Genomic DNA, 23636 nt, shown 5'->3' with positions numbered 1-23636 from the left:
CTGGAGTGCATTTTATGAAATAAAATTCCATCACTGGGTGTGAAATGAGCGGCTAATGGGTAGAATGTTGGCATCCTAATGCACCGACAACCAAGGGAGTGTCCTATGTCCGTACTCAAGATGGCCGACCTGGACCTGACCGGCAAACGTGTTCTGATCCGCCAGGACCTGAACGTGCCGCTGGACGGCGACCGCAACATTACTTCCGATCAGCGCATCCGCGCCTCCGTGCCCACCATCAAAATGGCGCTTGAGAAAGGGGCCAAGGTGATGGTCACCTCACACCTGGGTCGTCCCGAGGAAGGGCAGTTCGAGGAGAAAGCCTCACTGGCGCCGGTGGCAGCCCATCTGGGCAAACTGCTGGACAGGGACGTGCCGTTGATTCGCGACTGGGTCAACGGATTTGACCTGGGTGACCATGATCTGGTGCTGCTGGAAAATGTCCGCTTCAACGCGGGCGAGAAAAAGAATGACGACAATCTGGCCAAAAAAATGGCCGGTTTGTGCGACGTATTCGTGATGGATGCCTTCGGCACCGCACACCGGGCCCAGGCGTCCACCCATGGTGTGGCCAAGTATGCGCCCATGGCCGCCGCTGGCCCGCTGCTCGCAGCCGAACTGGAGGCGCTGGCCAAAGCGCTGAAAACGCCGGCCCGCCCGATGGTCGCCGTGGTCGGTGGCGCCAAGGTGTCGAGCAAGCTGACGGTACTCGAAGCCCTGTCCGAGAAGTGCGACGTGCTGGTTGTTGGTGGTGGTATTTCCAACACCTTTGTGGCTTCTGAAGGCTACAACGTTGGCAAGTCGCTGCAGGAGAAGGATCTGATTCCGGAAGCCAAGCGTCTGCGCGAGAAGACCAAGGTCATCTTTGCCGAAGACTGCCGCACCACCAAACTGGATTTCGACGACTGGCGCCATGACGCGCCGACCGAAGAGAAATCGGTCGATCAGATCGGTGACGATGAGCAGATCATCGACTATGGCCCGAAAACCACAGCCAAGGTGGTCGAGATCCTCAAGCAGGCCAAGACCATTATCTGGAACGGTCCCTGTGGCGTCTTTGAATTTGATGCCTTTGCGCAGGGTACCAAAGACATTGCCCAGGCCATTGCGGACAGTGATGCGTTCTCGATTGCCGGTGGTGGCGATACGCTGGCGGCCATCGACAAGTATGACCTGGCCGACAAGATCTCCTACATCTCGACGGGTGGCGGTGCCTTCCTGGAGTTTGTGGAAGGCAAGACGTTGCCTGCTGTCGCCATTCTGGAAGAACGTGCCAGAGGCTGAGGCCGGCTTTGGGGCGCAGGGGTCGATTGATGTATAATTCGCCTACTGCTCTCCGTTGATGATCATTCGCAACAGTACCGTCAGGTACGCACAAGCACAGACAGGTAGAAACGCTATGACCAAGATTTTTGACGCCGTGAAGCCCGGAGTGGTTACCGGCGAAGACGTGCAAAAGATTTTTGCGATCGCCAAGGAGCACAAGTTTGCTCTGCCGGCGGTCAACTGTGTCGGCACAGACTCAGTCAACGCCACACTGGAAGCGGCGGCCAGCGTTCGTTCGCCGGTTATCGTGCAGTTTTCCAACGGGGGCGCCGGGTTCTTTGCCGGCAAGGGCCTGAAACTGGACGGCCAGGAAGCAGCCATTCTGGGCGGTATCGCCGGTGCCCAGTATGTGCACGCGGTCGCTGAAGCCTATGGCGTGCCGGTGATCCTGCATACCGACCACGCAGCGCGCAAGCTGCTGCCCTGGATTGACGGCCTGCTGGATGCCAGCGAGAAGCATTATGCGCAGACCGGCAAGCCGCTGTTCAGCTCGCACATGATCGACCTGTCCGAAGAGAGCCTCGAAGAGAACATCGGCACCTGTGCCAAGTACCTCGAGCGCATGGCCAAGATGGACATGACCCTGGAGATAGAACTGGGAGTCACCGGTGGTGAAGAAGACGGTGTCGACAACACGGGCGTGGATGCGGCTGACCTCTACACCCAGCCTGAAGATGTCGCCTATTCCTACGAAAAGCTGAGTGCGGTCAATCACCGTTTCACCATTGCCGCCTCATTCGGCAATGTGCACGGGGTGTATCAGCCGGGCAACGTCAAGCTGACGCCGGAGATCCTGAAGAACTCGCAGGCCTATGTCTCCGACAAGTTCAATCTGCCGCACAACAGCCTCGACTTCGTGTTCCACGGTGGCTCCGGCTCGACAGAGGCGGAAATCGAGGAATCCATCAGTTACGGTGTGATCAAGATGAACATCGATACGGATACCCAGTGGGCGACCTGGACCGGTGTGCGCGACTATTACGAAGCCAATCGGGACTACCTGCAGACCCAGATCGGCAACCCGGAAGGCGAGCACAAGCCCAACAAGAAATACTATGACCCGCGCAAATGGTTGCGTGAAGGTCAGACCTCCATGGCCAAGCGTCTGGAAAAGGCCTTCAAGGACCTGAACGCCTACGACGTACTCTGAGCCTGGCTCGGTCGAGCGTCAAACGAAAGCCGCCGCACTCCGGCGGCTTTTTTGTGCCTTTGTGATCGTTTCAACAGCACCTGTTGGTGATGAGTGGGGACCTGTTCAGATCCGTCAGGCCGGGGCACAAACTCGATATACGTTAACTGTCCCCCTTGTGGTAGAATCCGCGCTCCTGCCAGCGGCCCTCATCGGCTGGCGACCTGGCAGAGATTCTCATCAGCATAGATTCCGGAAGCCAGAGATCCATGAGCAAGACATCACTCGATAAATCGAAGATCAAGATACTCCTGCTGGAAGGCATTCATTCTTCTGCCGTGGACGCGCTGGAAAACGCCGGCTACTCCTGGATTGAGCAGGTGCCCTCCTCGCTGCCCGAAGCAGAGCTGGTGGAGCGGGTCCGTGATGCCCATTTCGTGGGTATTCGTTCGCGGACCCAGTTGACGCGGGCGGTTTTCGACGCGGCTGAAAAACTGGTGGCCGTGGGCTGCTTCTGTATCGGTACCAATCAGGTCGACCTGGAGGCTGCCACGGAAAAGGGCGTGGTGGTGTTCAATGCCCCCTTCTCCAATACCCGCTCGGTGGCTGAATTGGTGCTGGCGCAGGCGATTCTCCTGCTGCGTGGTATTCCCGAGAAGAACGCAGCAGCGCACCGTGGTGTCTGGAAAAAGAGCGCCAATGACGCCTATGAAAGCCGCGGCAAGGTGCTTGGGCTGGTGGGTTACGGCAATATCGGCACCCAGTTGGGTGTGCTGGCCGAATCTCTGGGCATGAGCGTTATCTTCTATGATGTGGTCAACAAGCTGCCCATGGGCAACGCGCATCAGGTGGGCAGTCTGAAACAGCTGCTGGCCAAATCCGATGTGGTATCCCTGCATGTACCGGAAACACCGGCGACCAAGTGGATGATCGGAGCGGCTGAAATTGACGCCATGAAAGACAAGGCCGTCCTGATCAATGCCTCCCGGGGCACCGTGGTCGATATCGAGGCGCTGGCCGGGGCTCTGGACAGCGGCAAACTGCTGGGCGCCGCCATCGACGTGTTTCCCACGGAGCCACGCAGCAACGATGACGAATTCATCAGTCCGCTGCGCGCTTTCGACAACGCCATCCTGACGCCCCATGTGGGCGGCAGCACGATGGAAGCTCAGCGCAATATTGGCGCTGAAGTAGCCGAGAAGCTGGCCATGTTCTCCGACAACGGGACCTCCATTTCAGCGGTCAATTTCCCCGAGGTGGCGCTGCCCAAACATGACGGCAAGCACCGTATTCTGCACATTCACGAAAACATCCCGGGTGTGCTGTCGATGATCAACAGCCTGCTGTCGGATAATGGCATCAACATCAGTGGCCAGTACCTGCAGACCAACGAACGCGTCGGCTATGTGGTGATCGACGTGGATCAGGAGTTCGGTCCGTTGGCACTGGAAAAGCTGAGCGAGGTCAAGGGCACCATCAAGGCGCGTATTCTTTTCTGAGACTGCTACTGGGAGCCTCTCTGCAGAGGCTCTTTACAATTCCTTTCTCGCCTTTCAGGCGGACGTTACGCTTGTTTGCGGATACATTTAGGAATAGGTGGCCCGGATTCGGTTGAAGTGCGTGCCGCCACACAATGATAACAAGCAACCGAGGAATCACTCATGTCTACTCATTCACTGCGCCTGACGCTGATCGCGGCGACTGCCTTGCTGCTGGCCGCCTGTGGCGGTCGAACGGACCAGGCCGAGGCGCCACCCCCCTGCTACTACCCGAATACAGAACAGGAGGCCCCGGGCTGGGTCTGCGACCAGCCAGTGGATGGCCTTGAACTGACTGCCGTCGGTTCACACCCGGAATCCGGAGCCGGCATGGACTTCATGCGTCAGCAGGCCTCTGCCAGCGCGCGGGTTCAGTTGGCGCAGATTTTCACGGTCCATGTGCAGAACATGATCAAGCAGTACGCCGAAACCACCGGCACGGGCGAGACGGAGACCGTGGATCTGGTCAATACCTCGGTCAGCCGGCTGGTCACCGATGAGTATCTGGTGGGCTCCCGCATCTATGACAGCCGAGTCGCCAATGACGGCACTCTTTACGTACTGGTCGGCATGGATGGCAATATCACCGCCCAGAACACCCGCGACGCTCTGCGCACCTCGATCAACAACGACAATGCCCTGTGGCAGCAGTTCCGGGCCGAACAGGGATTCCAGGAACTGGACGACGAACTGACGCGGCGTATCTCCGAAGGTCGCTGAGCGCGGAGCAAGCCTTATGCTGGGTTGGCGGACAGTTTGCCCGCACTGCGGCTTGCCGGGCCTGCGTGTGGCATTGCTGCTCGGGGTGGTTATGCTGAGCGGCTGTTCGACCTATGGCGAGCGTCAGGAGGCGGCTGTGCGGGCGGTCGAGCGGGGTGACTATGAACTGGCCGAGAGCCGCTTCGATGAATCCCTGAAAGACAGTGAGCGGGATTATCTGCTGTATCTGCTGGAGGTCGGCATGGTGCGCCATCTGGCAGGAGACTATGAGGGCAGCAATGCCCTCCTCGAGCAGGCCGATCAGCTGCGCGACACCCTCACCTTCCGTTCCGGCGGCGCCCGCTTTGCCGAACTGATGACCAGCCCGGCCAGTGGTCCGTATCGCGGTGCAGGCTATGAGTATGCCTACGTCAATTACTTCAAGGCACTGAATTATCTGGCCCTGGCCCGGGAAACCGGTGACCCCCAGTGGCTGGATGCGGCCCGGGTGGAAGCCCGGCGTCTGGAGATCATACTCAACGAGTTTGCCGCCGATGAGGGTGACTACCTCGAACTCGCGACTCAGGAAGAGGACAGCGCAGGCGCCTTTCTGCGCATATTGCGCCAGTTGCGTGGTGACTACCTGGACCGCGACCAACTGATCTATCGCGATGACGCCTGGGGGCGGTTTCTGACCGGCATTACCTACGAGAACCTGGGTGAATGGGACAGTGCGCGAATAGCCTATCAGCAGTCGGCACTGGCCTATGAACAGGGCTATGCGGAACAGTATGATCTCGGGGGTGAGCCCGCACGCCAGGCCTGGACGGCGGTCGTGCGCATGATGCGCACCGGCGGCGGCTGGGCCGACGAATGGCCGCGGCTGGTGGATCGCAAGCAACTGGATGAAGAAGAGACCCGGCCGTTGGCAGCAGATGAATCGTTACTGCTGGTTGTGGAGCATGCCGGGCGAGTGCCACCCATCGGTGAGCTCAATCTGCTGCTGCACCGTCAGCCTGAAGCGCAATCGCTGATGCTGCGACCATTGATCAGCCGCGAAGGTCGGGCAGGGCAAGAGCAGCTGGTCTGGTTTACCCTGAACTATGCCGACCATGGGATAGGTGACCTGCTGTTGCGCTATCAGGCAGGCGGGGCGTTGCAGGTACTGGACAATCCGCTACGCTCCAAGCAGGTCTACATTGGACCCCTGTGGGATTTGGCGCAGGAGTCCGGCTTGCTGGAGGGCATCGGGCCGGTCGGGGTGCGGGTATCGGTGCCCTGGTATCCGCCCGCCGGTCCGCCGCCACCGGAGAGCCGTCTGGTCACCGCGTCTGAAGCCAGTAGGCCTCTGTTGACCATGGCCGACCCGGAACAGATCAAGCGTCAGGAGCGCCTGCGTCTGGCCCAGGATGAAATGACCGCGGCGTTGCTGCGCGAGACGGTTCGCAACACCACCAGCGCGGCAGTGAGTGGCGCCGTTTCCGAGCATGGGAACCAGGATCTGGGGCTGATATTGGGGCTGCTTGGCCGGGCGGCCACCACGGCCACTGCCCGTGCGGAGACCCGCCACTGGGCCACCATGCCCCGTCGGGCCCGCATGGCCATGGTCCGGGTGCCGGCAGAAACGCAAACCGTGCGCCTTGAGCAGCGCGGTCGGGTACAGTGGGAAGAAGAAGTCAGCCCGCGCCCACGGCAGGTTAACCTGTATCTGGTGCGCACCTTCGCCCAGCGCTAAGCTTGAGAGACGCGCTGGGTTTCGGGGTCGGGCCAGTGTCCTGACCGACAACAGATGATTGAACAACACGCCCCTGGGGCAAAAGAGGACTCACATCATGAAAACCGACACGATTCGCCTGCTGGGGAGCCTGGTGCTGCTGGTCGCGATTGCAGGCTGCTCGGGGCCTTCCGTCACCGTTACCCGGGAAGACCCGGATGAAGAAATAGCCCTGACGGACCGCTGGAATGCCACCGACTCCCGGCTGGTCTCGCAGACGATGATCGAGGATATGGTGAGCTTCCCCTGGTATAACCGGTTTGTAGCGGAACATGGTCGCGAACCGGTGGTGATTGTGCACAGCATCCGCAACCGTTCGCATGAACATATTCCGGTCAATACGTTCATCAATGATATCCGGCGCGCAATGCTGCAGACCGGCAAGCTGGACTTTGTGGCCAGCGGCGAAGAGCGGGACGAAATCCGCGAAGAGCGACTGCAGCAGGAAACGCATGCCCGGGAAGACACCATCCAGGCCATGGGCCAGGAACTTGGGGCCGATTTTGCCCTGACCGGTGAAATCAATTCGTTTGTGGATACGCTGGATGGCAACCGGGTCACCAACTACCAGGTGGACATGCGCCTGATCAGCATTCTGGATACCCGGGATGTGTGGCTGGGCACCGAACGTATTCAGAAGTTCCAGCAGCGCCGCTAGAGGGTATTACCATGTCGTCTGCTGCTCCGGGAATGCTGTACAGGCCACTGCTATTGTCTTTGCTGGCCCTGCTGTTGGCCGCCTGCACCACTGTGCCCGAAGAGTCCACGGAGCCGGAGGCTGGCGGCCAGCCTTCCTGGGTAACGCAGCCGCCGCGCACCGGCAGCGTCATCTACGGCAGCGGTGGCAGCCCGCTGGGTGACAATCAGGCGGCCACACAATCGCGGGCCCGACAGGCCGCCACAGCGGATCTCATGACCGGCCTGCGGGTGCGCATCATGGCCGAAACGCGAAGCGAAGTGACCGAAGCCAATGGCGACGTCAGCCGTCTGTACGCGCAGTCGGTAACCAGTCGGGTGGATGACATCGAGCTGGACGATGTGCGCCTGGAAGACACCTGGGAAAGCCAGGCCGGTTTTCTTTATGTGCTGGTGTCATTGGATACTGCTCAGGCCGCAGCCCGCCTGCGCCAGGCCTACACCGATGACCTCCCCCTGCTGTCCGAACCGGATGCTGGCACCGGGCCGCTTTGGCCTGAATTTGTTGCCTGGCAGCGGGTCATGACGGTGGCCGGCCGGCAGGCAGCGCGCGATGAACTGCATCAGATGTTTGCCGGCCGAACCATCGATACTGACTGGGCGTCTAGATATCAGGCCCTGCAGGGGAACTGGCAGGCCCTGCTGGATGATATCCGCCTCTACCCGGACATGTGGGATGACACCGGACGCAGCAACAGCACCCTGCTCACCGGGCCTTGGACAGAGCGGGGCCTGACGCTGGTCGATGACCCTTCTGCCGCCCAGTGGACCCTGCGCATGGCGACTCGCGAAGCGGTGCAGGCGGTTGACAATGCACAGCAGGTTATCGTGACACTGGACGCCACTCTTATCGACGAGCAGGATCAGGTGCGCTGGCAGCACAGCAGCCAGCAACGCGGGCTTGCCGGCTCTGTTGATCGAGCCAGACGCCAGGCGCTGGAGCGCGCCGCAGAGGCTGCCGCACAAGCCTGGGTTGCCAGCCTGCAGCCCTGAGGGTAGCGATACTGTCCTGCACCGATTTCTGTACCTGACCTCCACTTCAGTGACATGACCTTGACTCCACCGCGGGGTTGGGGTGGAGTCCAACTCCAACCAGGCGAAAACTCCTCCCCTCCATCGGGTGCAGGTGGGTTGCCAAGAGGGGGGTGCAGACGGCCGGGTGGAAATAAAGCGGCTTGTAGCGGAATTGTTTGCTCGTGAGACCCCGGCGCGCGTAATTTTAACAGGGCTCGGGTGTGCGGCGGCCTCGCTGGCGGCCTCGCTGGCGGCCGAGAATCCACCTACAACAATAAACGCGACAGGAACCAATCTCATGAAAAAATTGCTCGCAACCGCAATCGCGGCCACCGGCGCTGCCGTGGCCATGAATGCCCACGCTGTAACCGAGGGCGAACTGCTGATCTGGATCGGCGCTGACAAGGCCTACAACGGCTTGCAGGCCGTCGGCGATCAGTTCGAAGAAGAACTGGGTATCCCGGTCACTGTTGAAGCACCAGACAACCTGGAAGAGCGTTTCCAGCAGGAAGCTGCAGCAGGCCGCGGTCCCGATATCGTCATCTGGGCCCACGACCGTTTCGGTAGCTGGGCGGACTCCGGCTTCATCCAGTCCATTTCTGTTGGTGATGATGTGCGCGGCCAGATCGATGAAAGCTTCTGGAACGCCACCAGCTATGAAGGCACCCAGTACGGCTGGCCGGTTATGGTCGAGGCCGTTGGCCTGATCTACAACCGTGAGCTGGTCAGCGAACCGCCGACCACATGGGACGAAGTATTTGCCCTGAACGATTCCCTGAATGGTGCCAATGCCATTCTGTGGGACTACAACAACACCTACTTTACTTATGGTCTGCTGTCGTCTGCCGGTGGCTATTCTTTTGGTCAGAATGAAGACGGAACCTACGACGCTTCAGACATCGGCTTTGACAGTGAAGGCGCGATCAAGGGTGCGAACGTACTGAAGCGCCTGATCGACGAGGGTGTGATGCCTTCCGGTGCAGATTATGGCGACATGGAAAACGCCTTTGTATCCGGTGATGTGGCCATGGTCATCAACGGCCCCTGGGGCTGGGCTGGTTACGAGTCTGCCGGTATCGACTTCGGTGTCGCGCCGATTCCTGCCGTTGAGGACGAACTGGGCAAGCCGTTTGTCGGTATCCCGGGCGCTGTCGTCAACGCTGCCTCGCCCAACATGGACCTGGTGGAAATCTTCATGGAAGAATTCCTGCTGACCGTTGACGGTCTGCGCACCATGGACACCACGGATCCGAGCCAGACGCTGGGCGTGCCGGCACATGAAGGCTACCTGCAGGAACTGGTCGACAATGCCGATGACGCAGATCGTCTGCAGGCAACCTTCGACAATGCTGAAATGGGTCACCCCATGCCCAACATCCCAGCCATGGACCTGTTCTGGTCCAATGCTGAAGTGGCGCTGGGTAACATCACAGCGGGTCGCCAGGGCGTTGAAGAAGCCATGCGTGAGGCTGCCGAGCGCATGAAGTAAGGCTTACCCTTTCTGGTAAGACACACGAAAACAGGGGCCCCCGATCGGGGCCCTTTTCTTCGGTTTACCGGATACAGTCGTTCACCCCTGACGGTATCCACTGCTTTCCTGTGGTGAGGAGTAAGGACCATGGCTGAATCCAACGCCATCCCCATTGCGCCGCAATCTGCTCAGGCGACGCCCGCAAGACGCATTGCGCACTGGTTGGGCATTGGCCTGCTGGGTGCCGGCATGTTCTGGGTTGCCACGCTGATGTTCATCAACGGCGACCTGATTTTCGCCGTCGGCATGACGTTCCTTGCCGGTGTGGTGCTGTATGTCTATCTGAACCCGCGCATCTATGTCGGCCGTTATGTGTTTCCCGGGCTGGCAGCCATCGGCATTTTCACCCTCTTCCCACTGCTCTACAGCGTCTATATCAGTTTCACCAATTATGGTGATGGCCACATGCTCACCTACGATCGGGCGACGCAGTATCATCTGTCGCGCACCTATCTCGATGAGGATGGGGTCTACGATTTCGAGCTCTACCCGACGGAAGATGACTCGGAATTCCGTCTGGTATTCCGCCGTGACAATGACAAGTTTGTCTCCGAGCCCATCAATCTGGGGGCCATTCGTGAAGGCCAGCGCCCGGTTCATGAAACCAGTCTGACCGAAGCGGGCGCCATGGGCGCAGACCCGCTGGCACTGCGGGACGTGCTGGCCAATCGCTCCGGGCTGCAGCGGGTGGTGATCGAACTGCCGCATGGCACCGAACTGCGCTACAGCGGCCCGCGCGCCTTTGGGGCGCTGCGCGAGCGCTATGAGCCGGATGCCGATGACCCGCACCGACTGCATGACCTGCAGACGGGTGGCTACATCCAGGCAGACTTTGAGCGCGGCTACTATGTGGATAATGAGGGCAACCGGGTCAGGCCCGGCTTCACCACCCAGATCGGGTTTGCCAACTACACCCGCATATTCACCGATCGCGGCATGCTGGCGCCGTTTTTCGAGATCTTCATCTGGACCATGTTCTTTGGTGCGGCGACGGTGTTCTTTGCTTATGGTCTAGGGGTCACTCTGGCCTGCCTGCTCAACTGGAAACTGATTCGCGGCTCGGTGATCTACCGGATCATGATGATTCTGCCCTACGCCGTACCGGCGTTCATTTCCATCCAGATTTTCCGTGGGCTGTTCAACCAGAACTTTGGTGAGATCAATCTGATTCTGGAAGCGCTGTTCGGCCTGCGACCCGCCTGGTTCACCGAGCCGGGCCTGGCGCGCACCATGGTGCTGATGACCAATATCTGGCTGGGCTATCCCTACATGATGATTCTGGCCCTCGGCATGCTGCAGTCCGTTTCCGATGACCTGTACGAGGCAGCGCATATTGAAGGCTCGGGCGTACTGAACAACTTCTTCCGCATTACGCTGCCGCTGATTACCAAGCCGCTGATTCCGTTGTTGATTGCTGCCTTTGCGTTCAACTTCAACAATCTGGTCATTATTCAACTGCTGACGGAAGGCGGGCCCAATATCGTGGGGTCCAATCCCAGTGCCGGGCATACCGACCTGCTGGTCAACTATGCCTTCCGACTGGCGTTTCAGGATGGCACGCAGGAGTTCGGTCTTGCGGCGGCCATTACCACATTGATCTTTCTGCTGGTGGCGGGGCTGTCGATGTTCTACATCCGCTACGCCAAAGTAGAAATGGCCCGCTGAAGAGGACGATTGCAATGATTAAGACACCGTCGGTCAGGGCCCGAGTCTGGGCTACCCATATTTTCTTGATCTCGTTCTGTGCGTTGATCCTGTTTCCGCTGGCGATGATCATTTCGATCTCGTTTCGTGAAGGGAACTTTGCCCGTGGCAGCCTGATACCGCAGAACTTCACGCTGGAACACTGGACTCTGGCCATGGGCCAGACCTATGTGGGCACGCGCAACAATGCGACGGTCTACAGCCCGGATCAGGAATCCGTGCGGGCCAGCCTGGGCCTGGGCCGGGTCACCGTGGAGCGTGACGGCACCTGGTCGCTGGATGTGCAGTCCTCGGTCAACCCCCGTCATTTCCCGCTCGACAGCTATATCCAACTGACCAACTTCCAGGCCGGCACGGAGTTGGCGCGTTCGGATCGCGTCGACTTCCGGCTGGTGGCCGATGACGAACAGGCAGCTGCCGCACCGGACCACAAGAAAGTAGTGCGTGTCGGAGATCAGGTGGAGGGACAGATAGAACTGCCCGACGGCTTTGCCAGCATCGGTGGCCTGCGTCTCAACTATGGGGTGGCGTTCCATACCCCGCCGCCCTTCCCGGTACTGACCTGGCTCTGGAACTCGGTCAAGGTGGCGCTGTCATCGGCATTTCTGATTCTGTTTCTGGCTACTGCCAGTGCCTATGCGTTTGCCCGCATGCGCTTCAATCACAAGACCACCATCCTGCGCGGCATGCTGATTCTGCAGATGTTCCCGCCGTTCCTGGCGCTGGTGGCCCTGTACAACCTGTTCGACCGTCTGGGGGACTATGTGCCCTGGTTGGGCATTGATACGCACGGCGCCTACATACTGGCCATGGTGGGCGGTATATCTCTGATGATCTGGATGATCATCGGCTATTTCAGCACCATCGATGTGTCGCTCGAAGAAGCCGCAGCAATGGACGGCGCCACGCCCTGGCAGACCTTCTACCGGATTCTGCTGCCGCTGAGCGTGCCGATACTGGCCGTGGTGTTCATCATCTCGTTCATCAATGTGGTGAATGAATTTGCTCTGGCATCGGCGCTGCTGCGAAGTACCGACAAGCTGACACTGGCCGTCGGCTCCACCAACTATTTTCACCCGCAGAACACCCTGTGGGGCAACTATGCGGCGGCGGCGGTGTTGTCGGGGATACCCATTACCGTGGTATTCCTGTTCATGCAGCGCTTCCTGGTGAGTGGCCTTACCGCCGGTGGGGTCAAGGGATGAAATGGCTGGCGCCGGGACCACCTGCTTCCGTGCAGCCCGACGCGTAGTCATGGATCAGAACGGCGTGTGAATGTTCGGACCCGGAGGCGCAACGGGGTTCACGGGGTCAGTCAGCCCGGGTCCAATCATGCCGCCACCCGTAGCGACGCTGACAGCAGAAGCCACACCGAGGATCACCAGGCCGATGCCCAGTGGGCCTGCTGCACGGACTTCATCCAGTTCCTCTTGGGTCATGACGTCCATTTGCGTTTCAACGTCGTTCAATGTGACGCTGGCAGTTTGCGCGACTACTGGTGCAGACATAATGCTCAAAATAAGAGCGATCATCATTGCTTGGGTCAATTTCTTCATTTCTTGTTGTCCTCTTATCACTTGTCGAATAGCACACTGCCTCTCTTAATCGATTAAGACAGGTGCCATGAAGACCGTAACAATCTCCTTCGCACTATCTCAACCGAAAGGCCGGCCTTGTATTGGAATTAAGAGCCAGCCGTCCCATTCCATTCAGCGATAATGGTACCTGGTTCACGCCATTACACTCTGTTACAGGAATCATTCCCGGTTCCTGTTGCAGGGGACGCTGGGGCGTAGCCAAAGTGTTGGCCTTTGTGTTTGGCCTCGAAGTTCATCTGACAGTTGGCTCGGGGTGTGAAGGAGGAGTGTTTTAATCCCATGAAAGAACCGTCTTGTCGCATGTTTACCCAGTCCGTTTTGCTACTGGTATTGGTGCTTATGGCCGCTGCGATCGTTCATGCCGATGAATCGCCGGTTACGGTCGGAGAAGCCCCCGAAAATGAAGGTGGCATGATCAGCGAGTCCGTTGCCGGAATGGTCAATCGACCCGGCGAATGGCGTATCGGCGTTGCCCTTGACTACGGGTTTGTGGAACGGAGTGCTGAGCGCACTCGTTTGCTTGGATCGACCGTCGATGTGGCTTACGGGCTGGTCGACAATCTGACTCTGGAGGGGCGAGCTGGTGCTTCTGTCAGTCAGACGACAACACTGGCTGCGGATGAATCGGGGGAAAGCCAGGTTGGAGATACAGACTACAACAACGGTTTGTCAGACCTGGCTGCCGGTCTCTCCTATCAGATATTCGACGAGGGCTCGAGACGACCGGCAGTGACTCTGCACGGCGAAGTGATGCCTCCTACCGGAACCCGCCGTGAGGCAGAGGCCGGTATCGGATTCGATTACTGGCGCTATAGTGCCGGTGCCAGTGCACTGCGGACCTATGACTACATCAATCAGTTTGTACGCCTGGATGTGGAGGTGCCGCATCGCTCCACAGCAGCGTCGGACCGAACTATTTCCGGTACACGATATGAGGTGTCTTCCGGTACCAGCTTTTCGGTCAGTGACCGTCTGAGCCTGAATGCGCGCATTTCCGGTACCTATCAGGCAGAGCAGGCCGTGGACGGGGACGATGTCGATGGAACGGACTCGGAGTCCTACAATCTGGCGCTGGGCACGACCCGATCTTGGAATCGGGATACCAGTATTACCACCATGGCCAGTTTCGACATGACCGCCCCTCATGCTGCAGGGATCATGGTTCGCATAGACTTCACTGGAGACTGAGCCGATGACCTTGAAGAAAGCTTTCACAACCTGGCTGGTACCGGCCGCACTGCTCATTCCCACTGCGTGGCCTGGTGCTGCTACGCCATGGCCCGAACCTTCTGACGACTGGCAGTCAGCCCGTGAAGAAACAGTGGTGATGCAGGAGCACGACTACTCCTGTGGTGCCGCGACGATAGCCACTGTCCTGAACTATCATTACGGTGAATCCCTGCGGGAGCAGGAGGTGCTCGATCACATGCTGGATCGCCTGGATTCCGACGCGCGCGACGTGGTACTAGCAGAAGGATTCACGTTTCTGGATCTGCAGGGTGCTCTGGCATGGCAGGGATATCGTGGGGTTGGAATTCAGGCCTCGCTCGAAGATCTGATCAGATTCAATACGCCGGCCATTGTCCAGATTACCAATCAGGTAACGGAGCATTTCGTGGTATGGCGGGGTATCGAAAACGGACGCGTGGTAGTGGCTGACCCTTACGTGGGAATCCGCCATATGCCGGTCTATCGTTTCAAAGAGGAGTGGACAGGCGCGGCCATGATCGTCGGCCTAGATGACGAGCCACTTTACCAGTTGGACAGCTCCGGCTCCGTTGCGGACTTGAGCATACAGGATATTGCGACATGGGCGATGCAGTATTGAGTCACCTGCCGCGAAGATATTGGGCACAAGGGATCCTGCAGCGCATGGCTCGGTTGACGCTGCTGGCCTGCAGATCGGACAGTGATTCCATGTAGGCCGGGGGCGTAAGACCTGCATGGGGCCGTCAGGTCCCCAATCAAAAGTCTACTCTCTATCCTCTGCCTTCTCTGCTTCCTCTTCGCGATCCAGCGGTTTGACCCACTTGGCGAACACCAGCCCCAGTTCAAACAGCAGCCACATGGGCACGGCCAGTATGGTCTGCGAGAACACATCGGGGGGTGTGACCAGCATGCCGATGGCAAAGCAGCCGATAAAGATATAAGGGCGCTTGCGGCGCAGCGATTCAACGGTGGTTATGCCACTGTAGATCAGTAGCACGGTGGCGATGGGGATCTCGAACGCCAGGCCGAAGGCAAAGAACATCTTCAAACTGAAATCCAGAATCGCCGCAATGTCCGGCATGATGTTCACCATGTCCGGGCCGACGCTGGTGAAGAAACCGAATACCAGCGGCATGACCACAAAGTAGGTAAACAGCACACCACAGTAGAACAGGATGACGCTGGAAATGAACAAGGGCATCATCATCCGGCGTTCATGCAGATACAGAGCCGGTGCGATGAAAGCCCAGAGCTGATACAGAATGAATGGCATGCCGAGCATGACCGCGGCAACAAAACTCAGCTTGAACGGCACCAGGAAGGGGGACGCCACACCAGTGGCGATAATTTGCCCGGCCTGCTCTTCGACCAGAATGCGCAACGGCGCCGAGAGAATGCCGTAGAGTTCATTGGAAAAGACGTACAGAATGCCGAACAGAACCAGCACCACAATGACGCTGCGCAGCAAGCGTGTGCGCAGTTCCTTCAGGTGATCGATGATGGACTGAGGCACATCATGAGACTGGCTCATGGGCGGTCCTCCGGCGGTTTTTCAGTTGCCGGATTGTCGTTGTTCTCGGCCGAGGCTGGCGTTTCGGTTGGCGACTCGGACGCTTCGGGTTTGGGCTTGCGCTCCGGGTATTCCGCATAGAAACCGGGGTCGTTCTCCACCGGCTGCCGGCGCGGTGGCGTCGTGCTGCCGTCATTGTTGGTGAACGACTGATCCTCGGTTTCTTCCATGATCTTGCGGTTCAGTTCTTCGAGACGCACTTCCTGCTCGATCTGGCGCTGGAAATTGCCCACAAAGCGGCGCATCTGGCCGACATAACGACCCACGGTGCGCGCTGCCTCAGGCAGGCGCTCAGGGCCCAGTACAACCAGACCGATGCCGGCGATCAACGCCAGCTCAAGAAACCCCATATCAAACATGGCGGGCTCAGCTGTCTCCGGAGGACTTGTCTTTCTGCTTGGACTCGGTGAAGTCGGCATCTGCCTGCTCTTTCTTCTGCAGCAGTTGCTTCTCTTCTTCACTCTTCTCCTTGCCGTCTTCGCCCTTCATGCCTTCCTTGAAGTCCTTGATGGCGCTGCCCACGTCCTTGCCCATTCCGCGCAGCTTCTTCGTGCCAAAAATCAGAATCACGATCACCAGAACGATGACCAGTTGAATTGGACTGATACCCCCAAGCATGGTGTTCTCCTCAGCGCTTTATTGTTGTTTGGGTTCAGAAGCCACGCCAGTTGGCGTCGCGGACATCACCCAGAATGTGATAATGCAGATGATAGACTTCCTGGCCGCCGCCGGCACCCGTATTAACCACAGTACGGAAGCCTTCGGTCAGGCCATTGTCCCGTGCGATGACCGGCAGCATGCAGGTGATGTGTGCCACCCAGTGTGCATCCTCTTCGGTCAGGTCATTCAGGCTCTCGACATGATGGTTGGGCACCGCCAACAGGTGCACCGGAGCCTTCGGGCTGATGTCCTTGAACACCGTCATGATGTCGTCGCGATAGACGATATCAGCCGGAATGTCGCCAGCGACTATTTTGCAGAACAGACAGTCGGTCATTTATTGCCCTCTTGAGCGTTCTGTGCGGAGCCGCGGCTGGCCTTTTCTTCCAGCCCGGAAAGCCCGAACCGTCGGGCCAGTTCGTCGGTCACCGCATCCACCGGTATATCATGATGCGCCAGCATCACCAGTGTATGAAACCACAGATCGGCGGTTTCAGATACCAGATCGTCCTGATTATCTGGTGTTGCGTCCTTGGCAGCTAGAATGACCTCGGTACTTTCCTCGCCGACCTTCTCGAGAATCTTGTTCAGGCCCCGGGCATACAGCGATGCTACATAGGAGCTGTCCGGGTCAGCCTGTTTGCGTGCCTGCAACACGGCTTCCAGTTGATGCAGAATAGTTGTCATAGCAGGTCCGTCAATGAGTTCAGGATGAGCGCAACAGGTGGCTGAGCGTCAGCAGGGCGGCAACGCCGGCAAGACCAAGCCCGCCATAAAGCAGCCAGTCATTGTCCACATGATCGCCCCAGGCGGCCAGCAGGCCGCCGATCGCGGTCAGCAGAACTCCAGGCGCACCGTTGCGCTTGGGCGCAGTGACACGAATCTGTGGCGACTGGCGCGGATCGCCCAGAGCCATCACCATGCGTTCCAGATGATACGGCCAATCAGGAGCCCTTTCCAGCAGGAACGGTAACTGATCTTTCAGGCTGAGTGCGGTGCGCTTCAGGCTGATGCGTTCGCGCAGCCATTTCTCCATAAAGGGCTTGGCAGTCGCCCAGAGGTCCAGATCCGGGTAGAGCTGGCGTCCCAGACCCTCGATATTGAGCAGGGTTTTCTGCAACAGCACCAGTTGCGGCTGAACTTCCATATTGAAGCGACGGGCGACCTGAAACAGGCGCACCAGCAGCAGCCCGAACGAGATGTCCTTCAGCGGGCGGGCAAAAATCGGCTCGCAAACGGCTCGTATGGCCTGCTCGAAATGGTGCACCGGCGTGTCCTTGGGCACCCAGCCGGACTCCACATGCAGGCGGGCCACCTTGTGGTAATCACGGTTGAAGAAGGCCAGCAAATTCATGGCGAGGTAGTGCTGATCTTCGTCGGCCAGTGTACCCACTATGCCGCAGTCGATGGCGATATAACGGGGCTCTGCCGGTTTGTCAGTGCTGACAAATACATTGCCGGCATGCATGTCGGCATGAAAGAAGCTGTCGCGGAAGACCTGGGTGAAGAATATCTCCACACCGCGTTCTGCCAGTACTTTCATATCGACACCGGCGGCGCGCAACTGCTCTACCTCGTCGATTGGCAGCCCGTGAATACGCTCCATCACCATGACCTGCCGGCTGCAGTAGTCCCAGTGCACATTCGGTACATAGAGCAACTCGGACTTGTCGAAATTGCGCCGCAGATGGGTGGTATTGGCGGCTTCGCGCATCAGGTCAAGCTCGTCGATGATGGTGCGCTCGAAGTCTTCCACCACCTCGACCGGGCGCAGGCGACGGGCCTCGGGCACATTGGCCAGCAGGCGGGCAAAGGCGCTCATCCAGGCCAGGTCCTTGCGGATGGTTTTTTCAATATCCGGGCGGATGATCTTGACCACCACATCACTGCCGTCATGCAGGGTGGCGGCATGCACCTGGGCAATGGACGCTGACGCCAGCGGGGTGCGGTCGAAGGCGGCAAAGGCCTCGTCGACGGGCCGACCCAGACCGGCTTCTACCACGGCGGCGGCCCGGTTGCCGGGAAAGGGTGGCACCCTGTCCTGCAGCTCCACCAGTTCATCCGCGTATTCGCCCGGGTACAGATCGCGGCGCGTGGAGAGAATCTGTCCGAATTTGACGAACACCGGGCCCAGGGCTTCAAAGAAGCGGCGCAGGCGCACCGGGCCGGGTGTTTTGGGTGTGGGCAGAAAGAAACGGCCGACCGAGAGCCAGCGCACCCACCAGGGCAGAGAGGACCAGGGCACCAAGGTATCCAGACGATACCAGAGAATTATCCAGCCGATGCGCCACAGCCTTAACCAGTACATGTGTTCAACCCCTCCGTGGCGCAGGTGCGAGTTGCTTCATGCGCACTTCCAACCGGTCCAGCCGACGGCGCAATGCCTGGGTCTGCTGCATCAGGTCAGCCGCCTCGCTGCGCGTCACGAGCATTGCTCGCTCGCGAATCAGGTAGCGCTCGGTAGAGTGTTGCAGGCCCTTGAGGCCACCGCTGATTGCCGCACCGGCTTCGCGACCCAACCGGGCCATGTGATGAGCCGGCAGATCACCGACCGTGTCGCCCAGCCAGGCTTCCCAGTCGATATCCAGCTCATTGGCCAGACTCTGCAATTGCATGAAGCTGCGCGTGCTGCCCTCAACCCGAATCGGTAGGCCGGCGAGCGTGGCGGTGCGGTCTTCACTCTGTACCAGGGTAATGAAATCGCGACTGCGCCCCCGAACTTCGGCATCCGGCACAGCGTCGTCCGGATGATCCAGTTGCAGGTGCTCACCGTCGGAGCGGATGTCGATTGACCACCCCAGGTCTTCGATGTGCAGACGCCAGACCTGAGGCCCCAGAGTGCGCAGTCGCGAGTGCGCGGCCGGAGCATAGCCCAGGGCGCGGTTAATGGCCGGGGTGGCGAGTTCCAGCAACGTCGCCGGGGGCATGGGCATCCTGTCCGCAGTGTCCATGGCCTATCCTCGGGAGCCCACATGCAGCGCCACAATGCCACCGGTCAGGTTGTGGTAGCGGGCGCGGGAAAAACCGGCAGCCAGCATCATGTCGCGCAAAGTGTCTTGATCAGGGTGCATCCTTATGGATTCGGCCAGATACCGATAGCTGTCGGCATCATTGGCCACCAGACGGCCCATCAGCGGCAGGGCGCGAAAGGAGTAGAAGTCATAGGCGCGGGTCAGCCAGTCGGTCTGGGGCTTGGAGAATTCCAGCACCAGCAGCCGGCCACCCGGCTTCAGCACCCGATGCATGGAGGCCAAAGCCTTGTCCTTGTCGGTTACATTGCGCAGCCCGAACGCGATGGTGACCACGTCGAAGTGTTCATCCGGGAAGGGCAGGCATTCGGCATTGGCTTGCACAAAGTGCACCCGATGCCCGAGTCCGCGGTCCACCAGACGATCACGCCCCACCTGCAGCATTGAAGAATTGATATCCGCCAGCACGACCTCTCCTTCCGGCCCCACACGCCTGGCGAAGCGCGCTGCCAGGTCGCCGGTGCCGCCGGCGATATCCAGCACTTTCGAGCCCTGACGTACACCGGACAGCTCGCTGGTAAACAGCTTCCAAGCCCGGTGGACACCGAAAGACATCAGGTCGTTCATCAGATCATAGCGGGCCGCCACGGAATGAAACACATCGGCAACGCGACGTGCTTTTTCACCCTTGGGAACGCTCTGGTAACCGAAATCGGTGGTGTCATCTTCTCGCGGCATGCGTGATCTCGTGTCATTAGGCTCGGGGCATTGTACTCATGGCGTGGCGTGACGGCTACCGCCGCGCGGCCCTGCCAGCAGCAAGAACCATGCAATTTCGGGACAGCAGTCAGATAAATGACTCCAATGCAGAAATATTTATTAAAAAAATCACTTAAACCAACATTTTGTAAGTCATTTGTAAGATGGTTGGGTAATAATCTTTTCTTGACCTTCGCCTTATCGTGCGAAGCCTGCCTCGCATAACACTGAAGCGCTGCCTAAAGGGCAAAATGGAGATCGCACCACAATGAAAAAAATCGTGAACATCAGCGTGCCAGCAACACTGACAGCCGCCTGTTTGCTCTTGGCTGGCTGCAACGACTCCGGCAGTTCAAGCAGCAATGAGAGTTCATCAAACGGGTCCAATGGGTCGGATTCGGAAGCAATAAACTGGGCTTTGTTGGACAAGCCGGACCTGATTTTGAATCGGCTGAATGATGTCTTCTTTGTCGATGAGAATCTCGGCTGGGCTGTGGGTGATACTCAACCCATTGGCATTATGGGCGAACGACAGACCCTGCTTCTGAAAACCGAAGATGGTGGTGATACTTGGGAAGAGCAAGGTAATGGCGAATTCGATCGCAACCTGCAAACTGTGTTTTTTTTGGACAGCGATACTGGCTGGGTGGCGGGTGGCCGTTCCTTGAATCAGCCCCCGCTGTTGCTGCATACCCAAAATGGCGGTACCACCTGGGTTGAACAGGCTCAGCCAGTTACGACTGATGGCACCATCTTTGATATTCAGTTCATGGATGCGGAGCTCGGCTGGGCCGTTGGCGGATCAATCACAGGCGTCAACCGTTTCTTGTTGCGCACCACGGACGGTGGTGATACCTGGCACGAGGTTTACAGCGTCTCCGATGCTCAACCGTTTACCAGCCTGTCGTTCGTCGATGCCAACAGAGGCTGGGCGGTCGGCAATGACAGTGAAAACGACGGTGAAGACTCTTACTGGTATACCACCGATGGCGGCCTGAACTGGCAAAGCGGCCGTACCGGTATTGGTGACGTATCCAATCTGCTCAGCAAACGCTTTCAGCGCGTGCAGTTTGTTGATGAAAACAACGGCTGGCTGATGAGCCCAGGCATCATCATGGGTACGACCAATGGCGGCGACGACTGGGCTGTGGTTCGCAACAGTTCCAGTGGGGTTGTCTATGACATGTATCGGCTGGATGCCGACACGGCCTGGCTGGTGGGGGGTGGTCTCAGCGGTGGCGCACAGCAGACCGAGGCCCGGGTGTTCTTTACCGCCAACGGCGGCGCTGACTGGGTGGAGGAGTCCGTAACGGACCTGCCGACCGGTTTCAATGAAAACACCCAGTTGCTGGCCGTACATGCTCTTGAAGGCGGCCGAGCCTGGGCCGTGGGTCTAAACCTAACCCTGATGCGCCGCGACCCCTGAAATCCTGTAACGCAATATCCGACTTTTGTGGCCGGGCCATATGGGATGGCCCGGCGCAGTAGTGCGCTCTGCGCACAATCCAACGGAGTAAACTGGCATGAATGGTTTTAAATCGCACTCGTGGCCGGCGGCACTGCTGCTGGCTTCATTGGCCCTCTATGGCTGTAACAGCAGCAGTAGCAGCAGTTCCGACGAGAACGGGTCCGCTGACGGCAGTGGGAGTGGCAGTGGTGGAGGTACAACGGGAACGCCACCGCAGTCTGCGGTTATCTGGGCTCATCCCAAACCACAGGGATACAGCCTGAATGCGCTGGTAGAGCATAACAGTCGTCTGATTGCCGCCGGTGATCGGGGAACAGTAATGGTGTCCACGGACGGCCAGGAGTGGTCGATTGTTGAAACGGCGCCGACCAGCCTGCGCGGTTTGGCAACGAATGGCCAAACACTGGTGGCTGTTGGTGGCAGCACCGGCGCGTCCAGTGGAGGCCGAGCCTTCTATAGCGAAGATGACGGGGCAACCTGGTCATCTGCGGATATCGATGAGGCCATTGGCGGGCTCAATACAGTGACCTGGACCGGCAATCACTTCATTGCGCTCGGTGTACAAGCCGAGGCCCACCTGAGCAGCACTGATGGTAAGAACTGGACCAAGGTCGAGAGCGGGCCAACCCTGCCTACCGCCGCAATCGCTGCGAATGGTGGACGCTTGGTCGCCGGCAGTCGCCATCACATCTATCTGAGCGAAGACGGCGGTGGCGTCTGGACTCGAGAAGCCAGTGTGACTTCGGGTGCCAACTCCAATATCACCGATGTTCATTTCAATGGCGACGAGTTTGCGGTAGCTGGCGGCTTCAATCAATGGGGGTTCAGATCCAGCACCAATGGCAAGAGCTGGAGCAGTGAGGACGATGATTTTGACTATTCCTTTGGCCTGCCTGGCAGGCTCAAGGCACTGGTGTTTGCGGAGGACCAGTACTGGTTTACCGACACCAATGGCCGCATCCACAAACGAGCGGCCGATGAACCTACCTGGGAGGAGGTAGCCAACCCTCAGAATCAGGAGTTGAACGCCATCATTCACTCTTCACAGGGTTTTATTGCGGTGGGTAACAATGGGGCGATTGTGTCGTCTGACGACGGCTCCAGCTGGAGCAATGACCGGGAAACTTTTTTGACCGCGAACAACTGGGCCGGCATGGCGACCAATGATTCAGGACGTATGGTGGCCATCAGCGAAAACGGCTATGCAGTCTACAGTGATGATGGCGACGACTGGTCTGAAGTGGCCTTGACCGGCACCCCCTTTCTGACCGATATCGCCTGGACCGGCACACGCTTTGTGGTGAGCGGGACCAATACGGTCGCTCACAGTACCGATGGTGAGAGCTGGACGGTGGTGGACCCGCGCACTAATACGGCTAGCAACCTCTTCCTGTCGCACGTCGGCGGGCTTGACAATTCCTGGGTGGCTCTCGTCGGGAATAATCTAGCCAATGATCAGGTCGCCTTGTGCACGCCATCCGGCTGTTCGATGGGAGAAGCCCCGGATGCCTCACGAAGCCTGGTGGCCACCGAAGACGGCTATGTTGTCGTTTCTTTCAGCGGCTGGGCGCGTACCAGTGCTGATGGGGATGAGTGGACGACCACAGAGCGCGCCTTGTCGACCACAAACATGGGTTTTGTCAGGTTGTCTGCAATGGGCAATACCGTGGTGGTTTCCTCACCCAGCAATTCGCATCTGCACACTGCCTACAGCACTGATGGTGGCAAAACCTGGAGCGCAGCTGAGTTTCCGGAAGACGAATCGGTGACGGCTGCCGCCGCATTCAATGACGGGAATCGCTTCTACATCAAGGATGATACGCGCAGTCGACTCTGGATCAGCGACGATGGCAGCAGCTGGGAAGCAAAAGAAATGAGACACCCGGTGAGAGGTTTGGCGAGGAAGGGCGAAGACCTCTACATCCTTGGAGCAGGCAATCACCTTCTGAAGGTGTCGCTGCCCTGAAATCTCGATGACTGAGCACAGCGGAG

Annotated in this window: 23 protein-coding genes; 14 read left to right on the top strand and 9 right to left on the bottom strand. The window is 58.8% G+C overall.

The annotated features are described in order from the left end of the window. Positions 1 to 105: 105 nt before the first annotated feature. The 10 genes from LAT62_RS00820 (at position 106) to malG (ending at position 12616) form a co-directional block, all read left to right on the top strand. Positions 106 to 1284 (top strand): phosphoglycerate kinase, encoded by a 1179-nt coding sequence (locus LAT62_RS00820; protein ID WP_293377433.1) that lies wholly within the window; start codon positions 106 to 108, stop codon positions 1282 to 1284. Between the two features lie 115 nt (positions 1285 to 1399). After that, positions 1400 to 2476, top strand: a complete 1077-nt coding sequence (gene fbaA / locus LAT62_RS00815; RefSeq protein ID WP_293377430.1) for a class II fructose-bisphosphate aldolase — start codon at positions 1400 to 1402, stop codon at positions 2474 to 2476. A gap of 248 nt (positions 2477 to 2724) precedes the next feature. Continuing rightward, positions 2725 to 3954 carry a phosphoglycerate dehydrogenase gene (gene serA, locus LAT62_RS00810; RefSeq protein WP_293377427.1) on the top strand — a complete coding sequence of 410 codons (1230 nt, stop codon included), beginning with the start codon at positions 2725 to 2727 and terminating at the stop codon, positions 3952 to 3954. Positions 3955 to 4116: 162 nt separating this feature from the next. After that, the gene (locus LAT62_RS00805) at positions 4117 to 4713 is read left to right on the top strand and encodes an LPP20 family lipoprotein (protein ID WP_293377424.1); all 597 of its coding nucleotides are present in this window, start codon (positions 4117 to 4119) and stop codon (positions 4711 to 4713) included. Between the two features lie 16 nt (positions 4714 to 4729). Beyond that, positions 4730 to 6427, top strand: coding sequence for a hypothetical protein (locus LAT62_RS00800; protein WP_293377421.1), 1698 nt, complete (start codon positions 4730 to 4732; stop codon positions 6425 to 6427). Positions 6428 to 6524: 97 nt separating this feature from the next. Beyond that, positions 6525 to 7124 carry a penicillin-binding protein activator LpoB gene (locus tag LAT62_RS00795; RefSeq protein WP_293377418.1) on the top strand — a complete coding sequence of 200 codons (600 nt, stop codon included), beginning with the start codon at positions 6525 to 6527 and terminating at the stop codon, positions 7122 to 7124. An 11-nt stretch (positions 7125 to 7135) separates the two neighbouring features. Next, positions 7136 to 8155 carry a hypothetical protein gene (locus LAT62_RS00790; RefSeq protein WP_293377415.1) on the top strand — a complete coding sequence of 340 codons (1020 nt, stop codon included), beginning with the start codon at positions 7136 to 7138 and terminating at the stop codon, positions 8153 to 8155. A 319-nt stretch (positions 8156 to 8474) separates the two neighbouring features. Next, complete coding sequence (gene malE, locus LAT62_RS00785) at positions 8475 to 9665, top strand: maltose/maltodextrin ABC transporter substrate-binding protein MalE (RefSeq protein WP_293377413.1); 1191 nt, start codon at positions 8475 to 8477, stop codon at positions 9663 to 9665. Between the two features lie 129 nt (positions 9666 to 9794). Next, positions 9795 to 11372: a maltose ABC transporter permease MalF gene (malF, locus tag LAT62_RS00780; RefSeq protein WP_293377410.1), complete on the top strand. Its 1578-nt coding sequence runs from the start codon at positions 9795 to 9797 to the stop codon at positions 11370 to 11372. 14 nt (positions 11373 to 11386) lie between these two features. Continuing rightward, on the top strand, positions 11387 to 12616 hold the full coding sequence (gene malG, locus LAT62_RS00775; RefSeq protein WP_293377407.1) for a maltose ABC transporter permease MalG: 1230 nt from the start codon (positions 11387 to 11389) through the stop codon (positions 12614 to 12616). Between the two features lie 54 nt (positions 12617 to 12670). Here the strand turns inward: malG and LAT62_RS00770 are convergent, their stop codons facing one another. Beyond that, positions 12671 to 12967, bottom strand: coding sequence for a hypothetical protein (locus tag LAT62_RS00770; RefSeq protein WP_293377404.1), 297 nt, complete (start codon positions 12965 to 12967; stop codon positions 12671 to 12673). Positions 12968 to 13288: 321 nt separating this feature from the next. On the opposite strand from LAT62_RS00770, the gene LAT62_RS00765 reads away from it, so the two are divergent. After that, positions 13289 to 14197, top strand: coding sequence for a transporter (locus LAT62_RS00765; RefSeq protein WP_293377401.1), 909 nt, complete (start codon positions 13289 to 13291; stop codon positions 14195 to 14197). A gap of 4 nt (positions 14198 to 14201) precedes the next feature. Then, complete coding sequence (locus LAT62_RS00760) at positions 14202 to 14837, top strand: C39 family peptidase (protein ID WP_293377398.1); 636 nt, start codon at positions 14202 to 14204, stop codon at positions 14835 to 14837. A 144-nt stretch (positions 14838 to 14981) separates the two neighbouring features. On the opposite strand, the gene tatC is transcribed toward LAT62_RS00760, so the two are convergent. Genes tatC through ubiE form a run of 8 tightly spaced genes read right to left on the bottom strand, consistent with a single transcriptional unit; the run spans position 14982 to position 20155 of the window. Then, complete coding sequence (gene tatC, locus LAT62_RS00755; RefSeq protein WP_293377395.1) at positions 14982 to 15749, bottom strand: twin-arginine translocase subunit TatC; 768 nt, start codon at positions 15747 to 15749, stop codon at positions 14982 to 14984. Continuing rightward, positions 15746 to 16147, bottom strand: coding sequence for a Sec-independent protein translocase protein TatB (gene tatB, locus LAT62_RS00750; protein WP_293377392.1), 402 nt, complete (start codon positions 16145 to 16147; stop codon positions 15746 to 15748). The genes tatC and tatB overlap by 4 nt, the downstream gene beginning before the upstream one ends. Before the next feature lie 7 nt (positions 16148 to 16154). Next, the gene (gene tatA / locus LAT62_RS00745) at positions 16155 to 16406 is read right to left on the bottom strand and encodes a twin-arginine translocase TatA/TatE family subunit (RefSeq protein ID WP_293377389.1); all 252 of its coding nucleotides are present in this window, start codon (positions 16404 to 16406) and stop codon (positions 16155 to 16157) included. Between the two features lie 34 nt (positions 16407 to 16440). Next, entirely contained in the window at positions 16441 to 16785 is a 345-nt protein-coding gene (locus LAT62_RS00740; RefSeq protein WP_293377386.1) for a histidine triad nucleotide-binding protein, read from the bottom strand. Beyond that, complete coding sequence (locus LAT62_RS00735; protein WP_293377383.1) at positions 16782 to 17135, bottom strand: phosphoribosyl-ATP diphosphatase; 354 nt, start codon at positions 17133 to 17135, stop codon at positions 16782 to 16784. The genes LAT62_RS00740 and LAT62_RS00735 overlap by 4 nt, the downstream gene beginning before the upstream one ends. A 19-nt stretch (positions 17136 to 17154) precedes the next feature. Then, positions 17155 to 18756, bottom strand: a complete 1602-nt coding sequence (ubiB, locus tag LAT62_RS00730; RefSeq protein ID WP_293377380.1) for a ubiquinone biosynthesis regulatory protein kinase UbiB — start codon at positions 18754 to 18756, stop codon at positions 17155 to 17157. Positions 18757 to 18760: 4 nt separating this feature from the next. Then, positions 18761 to 19399, bottom strand: coding sequence for an SCP2 sterol-binding domain-containing protein (locus LAT62_RS00725; RefSeq protein WP_293377377.1), 639 nt, complete (start codon positions 19397 to 19399; stop codon positions 18761 to 18763). A 3-nt stretch (positions 19400 to 19402) separates the two neighbouring features. Further along, positions 19403 to 20155: a bifunctional demethylmenaquinone methyltransferase/2-methoxy-6-polyprenyl-1,4-benzoquinol methylase UbiE gene (gene ubiE, locus LAT62_RS00720; protein WP_293377374.1), complete on the bottom strand. Its 753-nt coding sequence runs from the start codon at positions 20153 to 20155 to the stop codon at positions 19403 to 19405. 463 nt (positions 20156 to 20618) lie between these two features. Here ubiE and LAT62_RS00715 point away from each other — a divergent pair, with 463 nt between their 5' ends. Both LAT62_RS00715 and LAT62_RS00710 read left to right on the top strand, forming a co-directional pair. Further along, positions 20619 to 21602, top strand: coding sequence for a YCF48-related protein (locus LAT62_RS00715; RefSeq protein ID WP_293377371.1), 984 nt, complete (start codon positions 20619 to 20621; stop codon positions 21600 to 21602). Between the two features lie 97 nt (positions 21603 to 21699). Beyond that, complete coding sequence (locus LAT62_RS00710; protein ID WP_293377368.1) at positions 21700 to 23610, top strand: YCF48-related protein; 1911 nt, start codon at positions 21700 to 21702, stop codon at positions 23608 to 23610. The last annotated feature ends 26 nt before the right edge of the window (positions 23611 to 23636 follow it).

Origin of the sequence: Natronospirillum sp., from assembly GCF_022565775.1 — a bacterium.
In the GTDB taxonomy this organism is placed as follows: domain Bacteria; phylum Pseudomonadota; class Gammaproteobacteria; order Pseudomonadales; family Natronospirillaceae; genus Natronospirillum.
Note: the sequence above shows the minus strand (reverse complement) of the source record. Positions and strands in the feature narration are given on the sequence as shown.

Coding starts and splice junctions, on each gene's coding strand:
- LAT62_RS00820 (WP_293377433.1), top strand. CDS start 106: ATGTCCGTACTCAAGATGGCCGACCTGGACCTGACCGGCAAACGTGTT.
- fbaA (WP_293377430.1), top strand. CDS start 1,400: ATGACCAAGATTTTTGACGCCGTGAAGCCCGGAGTGGTTACCGGCGAA.
- serA (WP_293377427.1), top strand. CDS start 2,725: ATGAGCAAGACATCACTCGATAAATCGAAGATCAAGATACTCCTGCTG.
- LAT62_RS00805 (WP_293377424.1), top strand. CDS start 4,117: ATGTCTACTCATTCACTGCGCCTGACGCTGATCGCGGCGACTGCCTTG.
- LAT62_RS00800 (WP_293377421.1), top strand. CDS start 4,730: ATGCTGGGTTGGCGGACAGTTTGCCCGCACTGCGGCTTGCCGGGCCTG.
- LAT62_RS00795 (WP_293377418.1), top strand. CDS start 6,525: ATGAAAACCGACACGATTCGCCTGCTGGGGAGCCTGGTGCTGCTGGTC.
- LAT62_RS00790 (WP_293377415.1), top strand. CDS start 7,136: ATGTCGTCTGCTGCTCCGGGAATGCTGTACAGGCCACTGCTATTGTCT.
- malE (WP_293377413.1), top strand. CDS start 8,475: ATGAAAAAATTGCTCGCAACCGCAATCGCGGCCACCGGCGCTGCCGTG.
- malF (WP_293377410.1), top strand. CDS start 9,795: ATGGCTGAATCCAACGCCATCCCCATTGCGCCGCAATCTGCTCAGGCG.
- malG (WP_293377407.1), top strand. CDS start 11,387: ATGATTAAGACACCGTCGGTCAGGGCCCGAGTCTGGGCTACCCATATT.
- LAT62_RS00770 (WP_293377404.1), bottom strand. CDS start 12,967: ATGAAGAAATTGACCCAAGCAATGATGATCGCTCTTATTTTGAGCATT.
- LAT62_RS00765 (WP_293377401.1), top strand. CDS start 13,289: ATGAAAGAACCGTCTTGTCGCATGTTTACCCAGTCCGTTTTGCTACTG.
- LAT62_RS00760 (WP_293377398.1), top strand. CDS start 14,202: ATGACCTTGAAGAAAGCTTTCACAACCTGGCTGGTACCGGCCGCACTG.
- tatC (WP_293377395.1), bottom strand. CDS start 15,749: ATGAGCCAGTCTCATGATGTGCCTCAGTCCATCATCGATCACCTGAAG.
- tatB (WP_293377392.1), bottom strand. CDS start 16,147: ATGTTTGATATGGGGTTTCTTGAGCTGGCGTTGATCGCCGGCATCGGT.
- tatA (WP_293377389.1), bottom strand. CDS start 16,406: ATGCTTGGGGGTATCAGTCCAATTCAACTGGTCATCGTTCTGGTGATC.
- LAT62_RS00740 (WP_293377386.1), bottom strand. CDS start 16,785: ATGACCGACTGTCTGTTCTGCAAAATAGTCGCTGGCGACATTCCGGCT.
- LAT62_RS00735 (WP_293377383.1), bottom strand. CDS start 17,135: ATGACAACTATTCTGCATCAACTGGAAGCCGTGTTGCAGGCACGCAAA.
- ubiB (WP_293377380.1), bottom strand. CDS start 18,756: ATGTACTGGTTAAGGCTGTGGCGCATCGGCTGGATAATTCTCTGGTAT.
- LAT62_RS00725 (WP_293377377.1), bottom strand. CDS start 19,399: ATGGACACTGCGGACAGGATGCCCATGCCCCCGGCGACGTTGCTGGAA.
- ubiE (WP_293377374.1), bottom strand. CDS start 20,155: ATGCCGCGAGAAGATGACACCACCGATTTCGGTTACCAGAGCGTTCCC.
- LAT62_RS00710 (WP_293377368.1), top strand. CDS start 21,700: ATGAATGGTTTTAAATCGCACTCGTGGCCGGCGGCACTGCTGCTGGCT.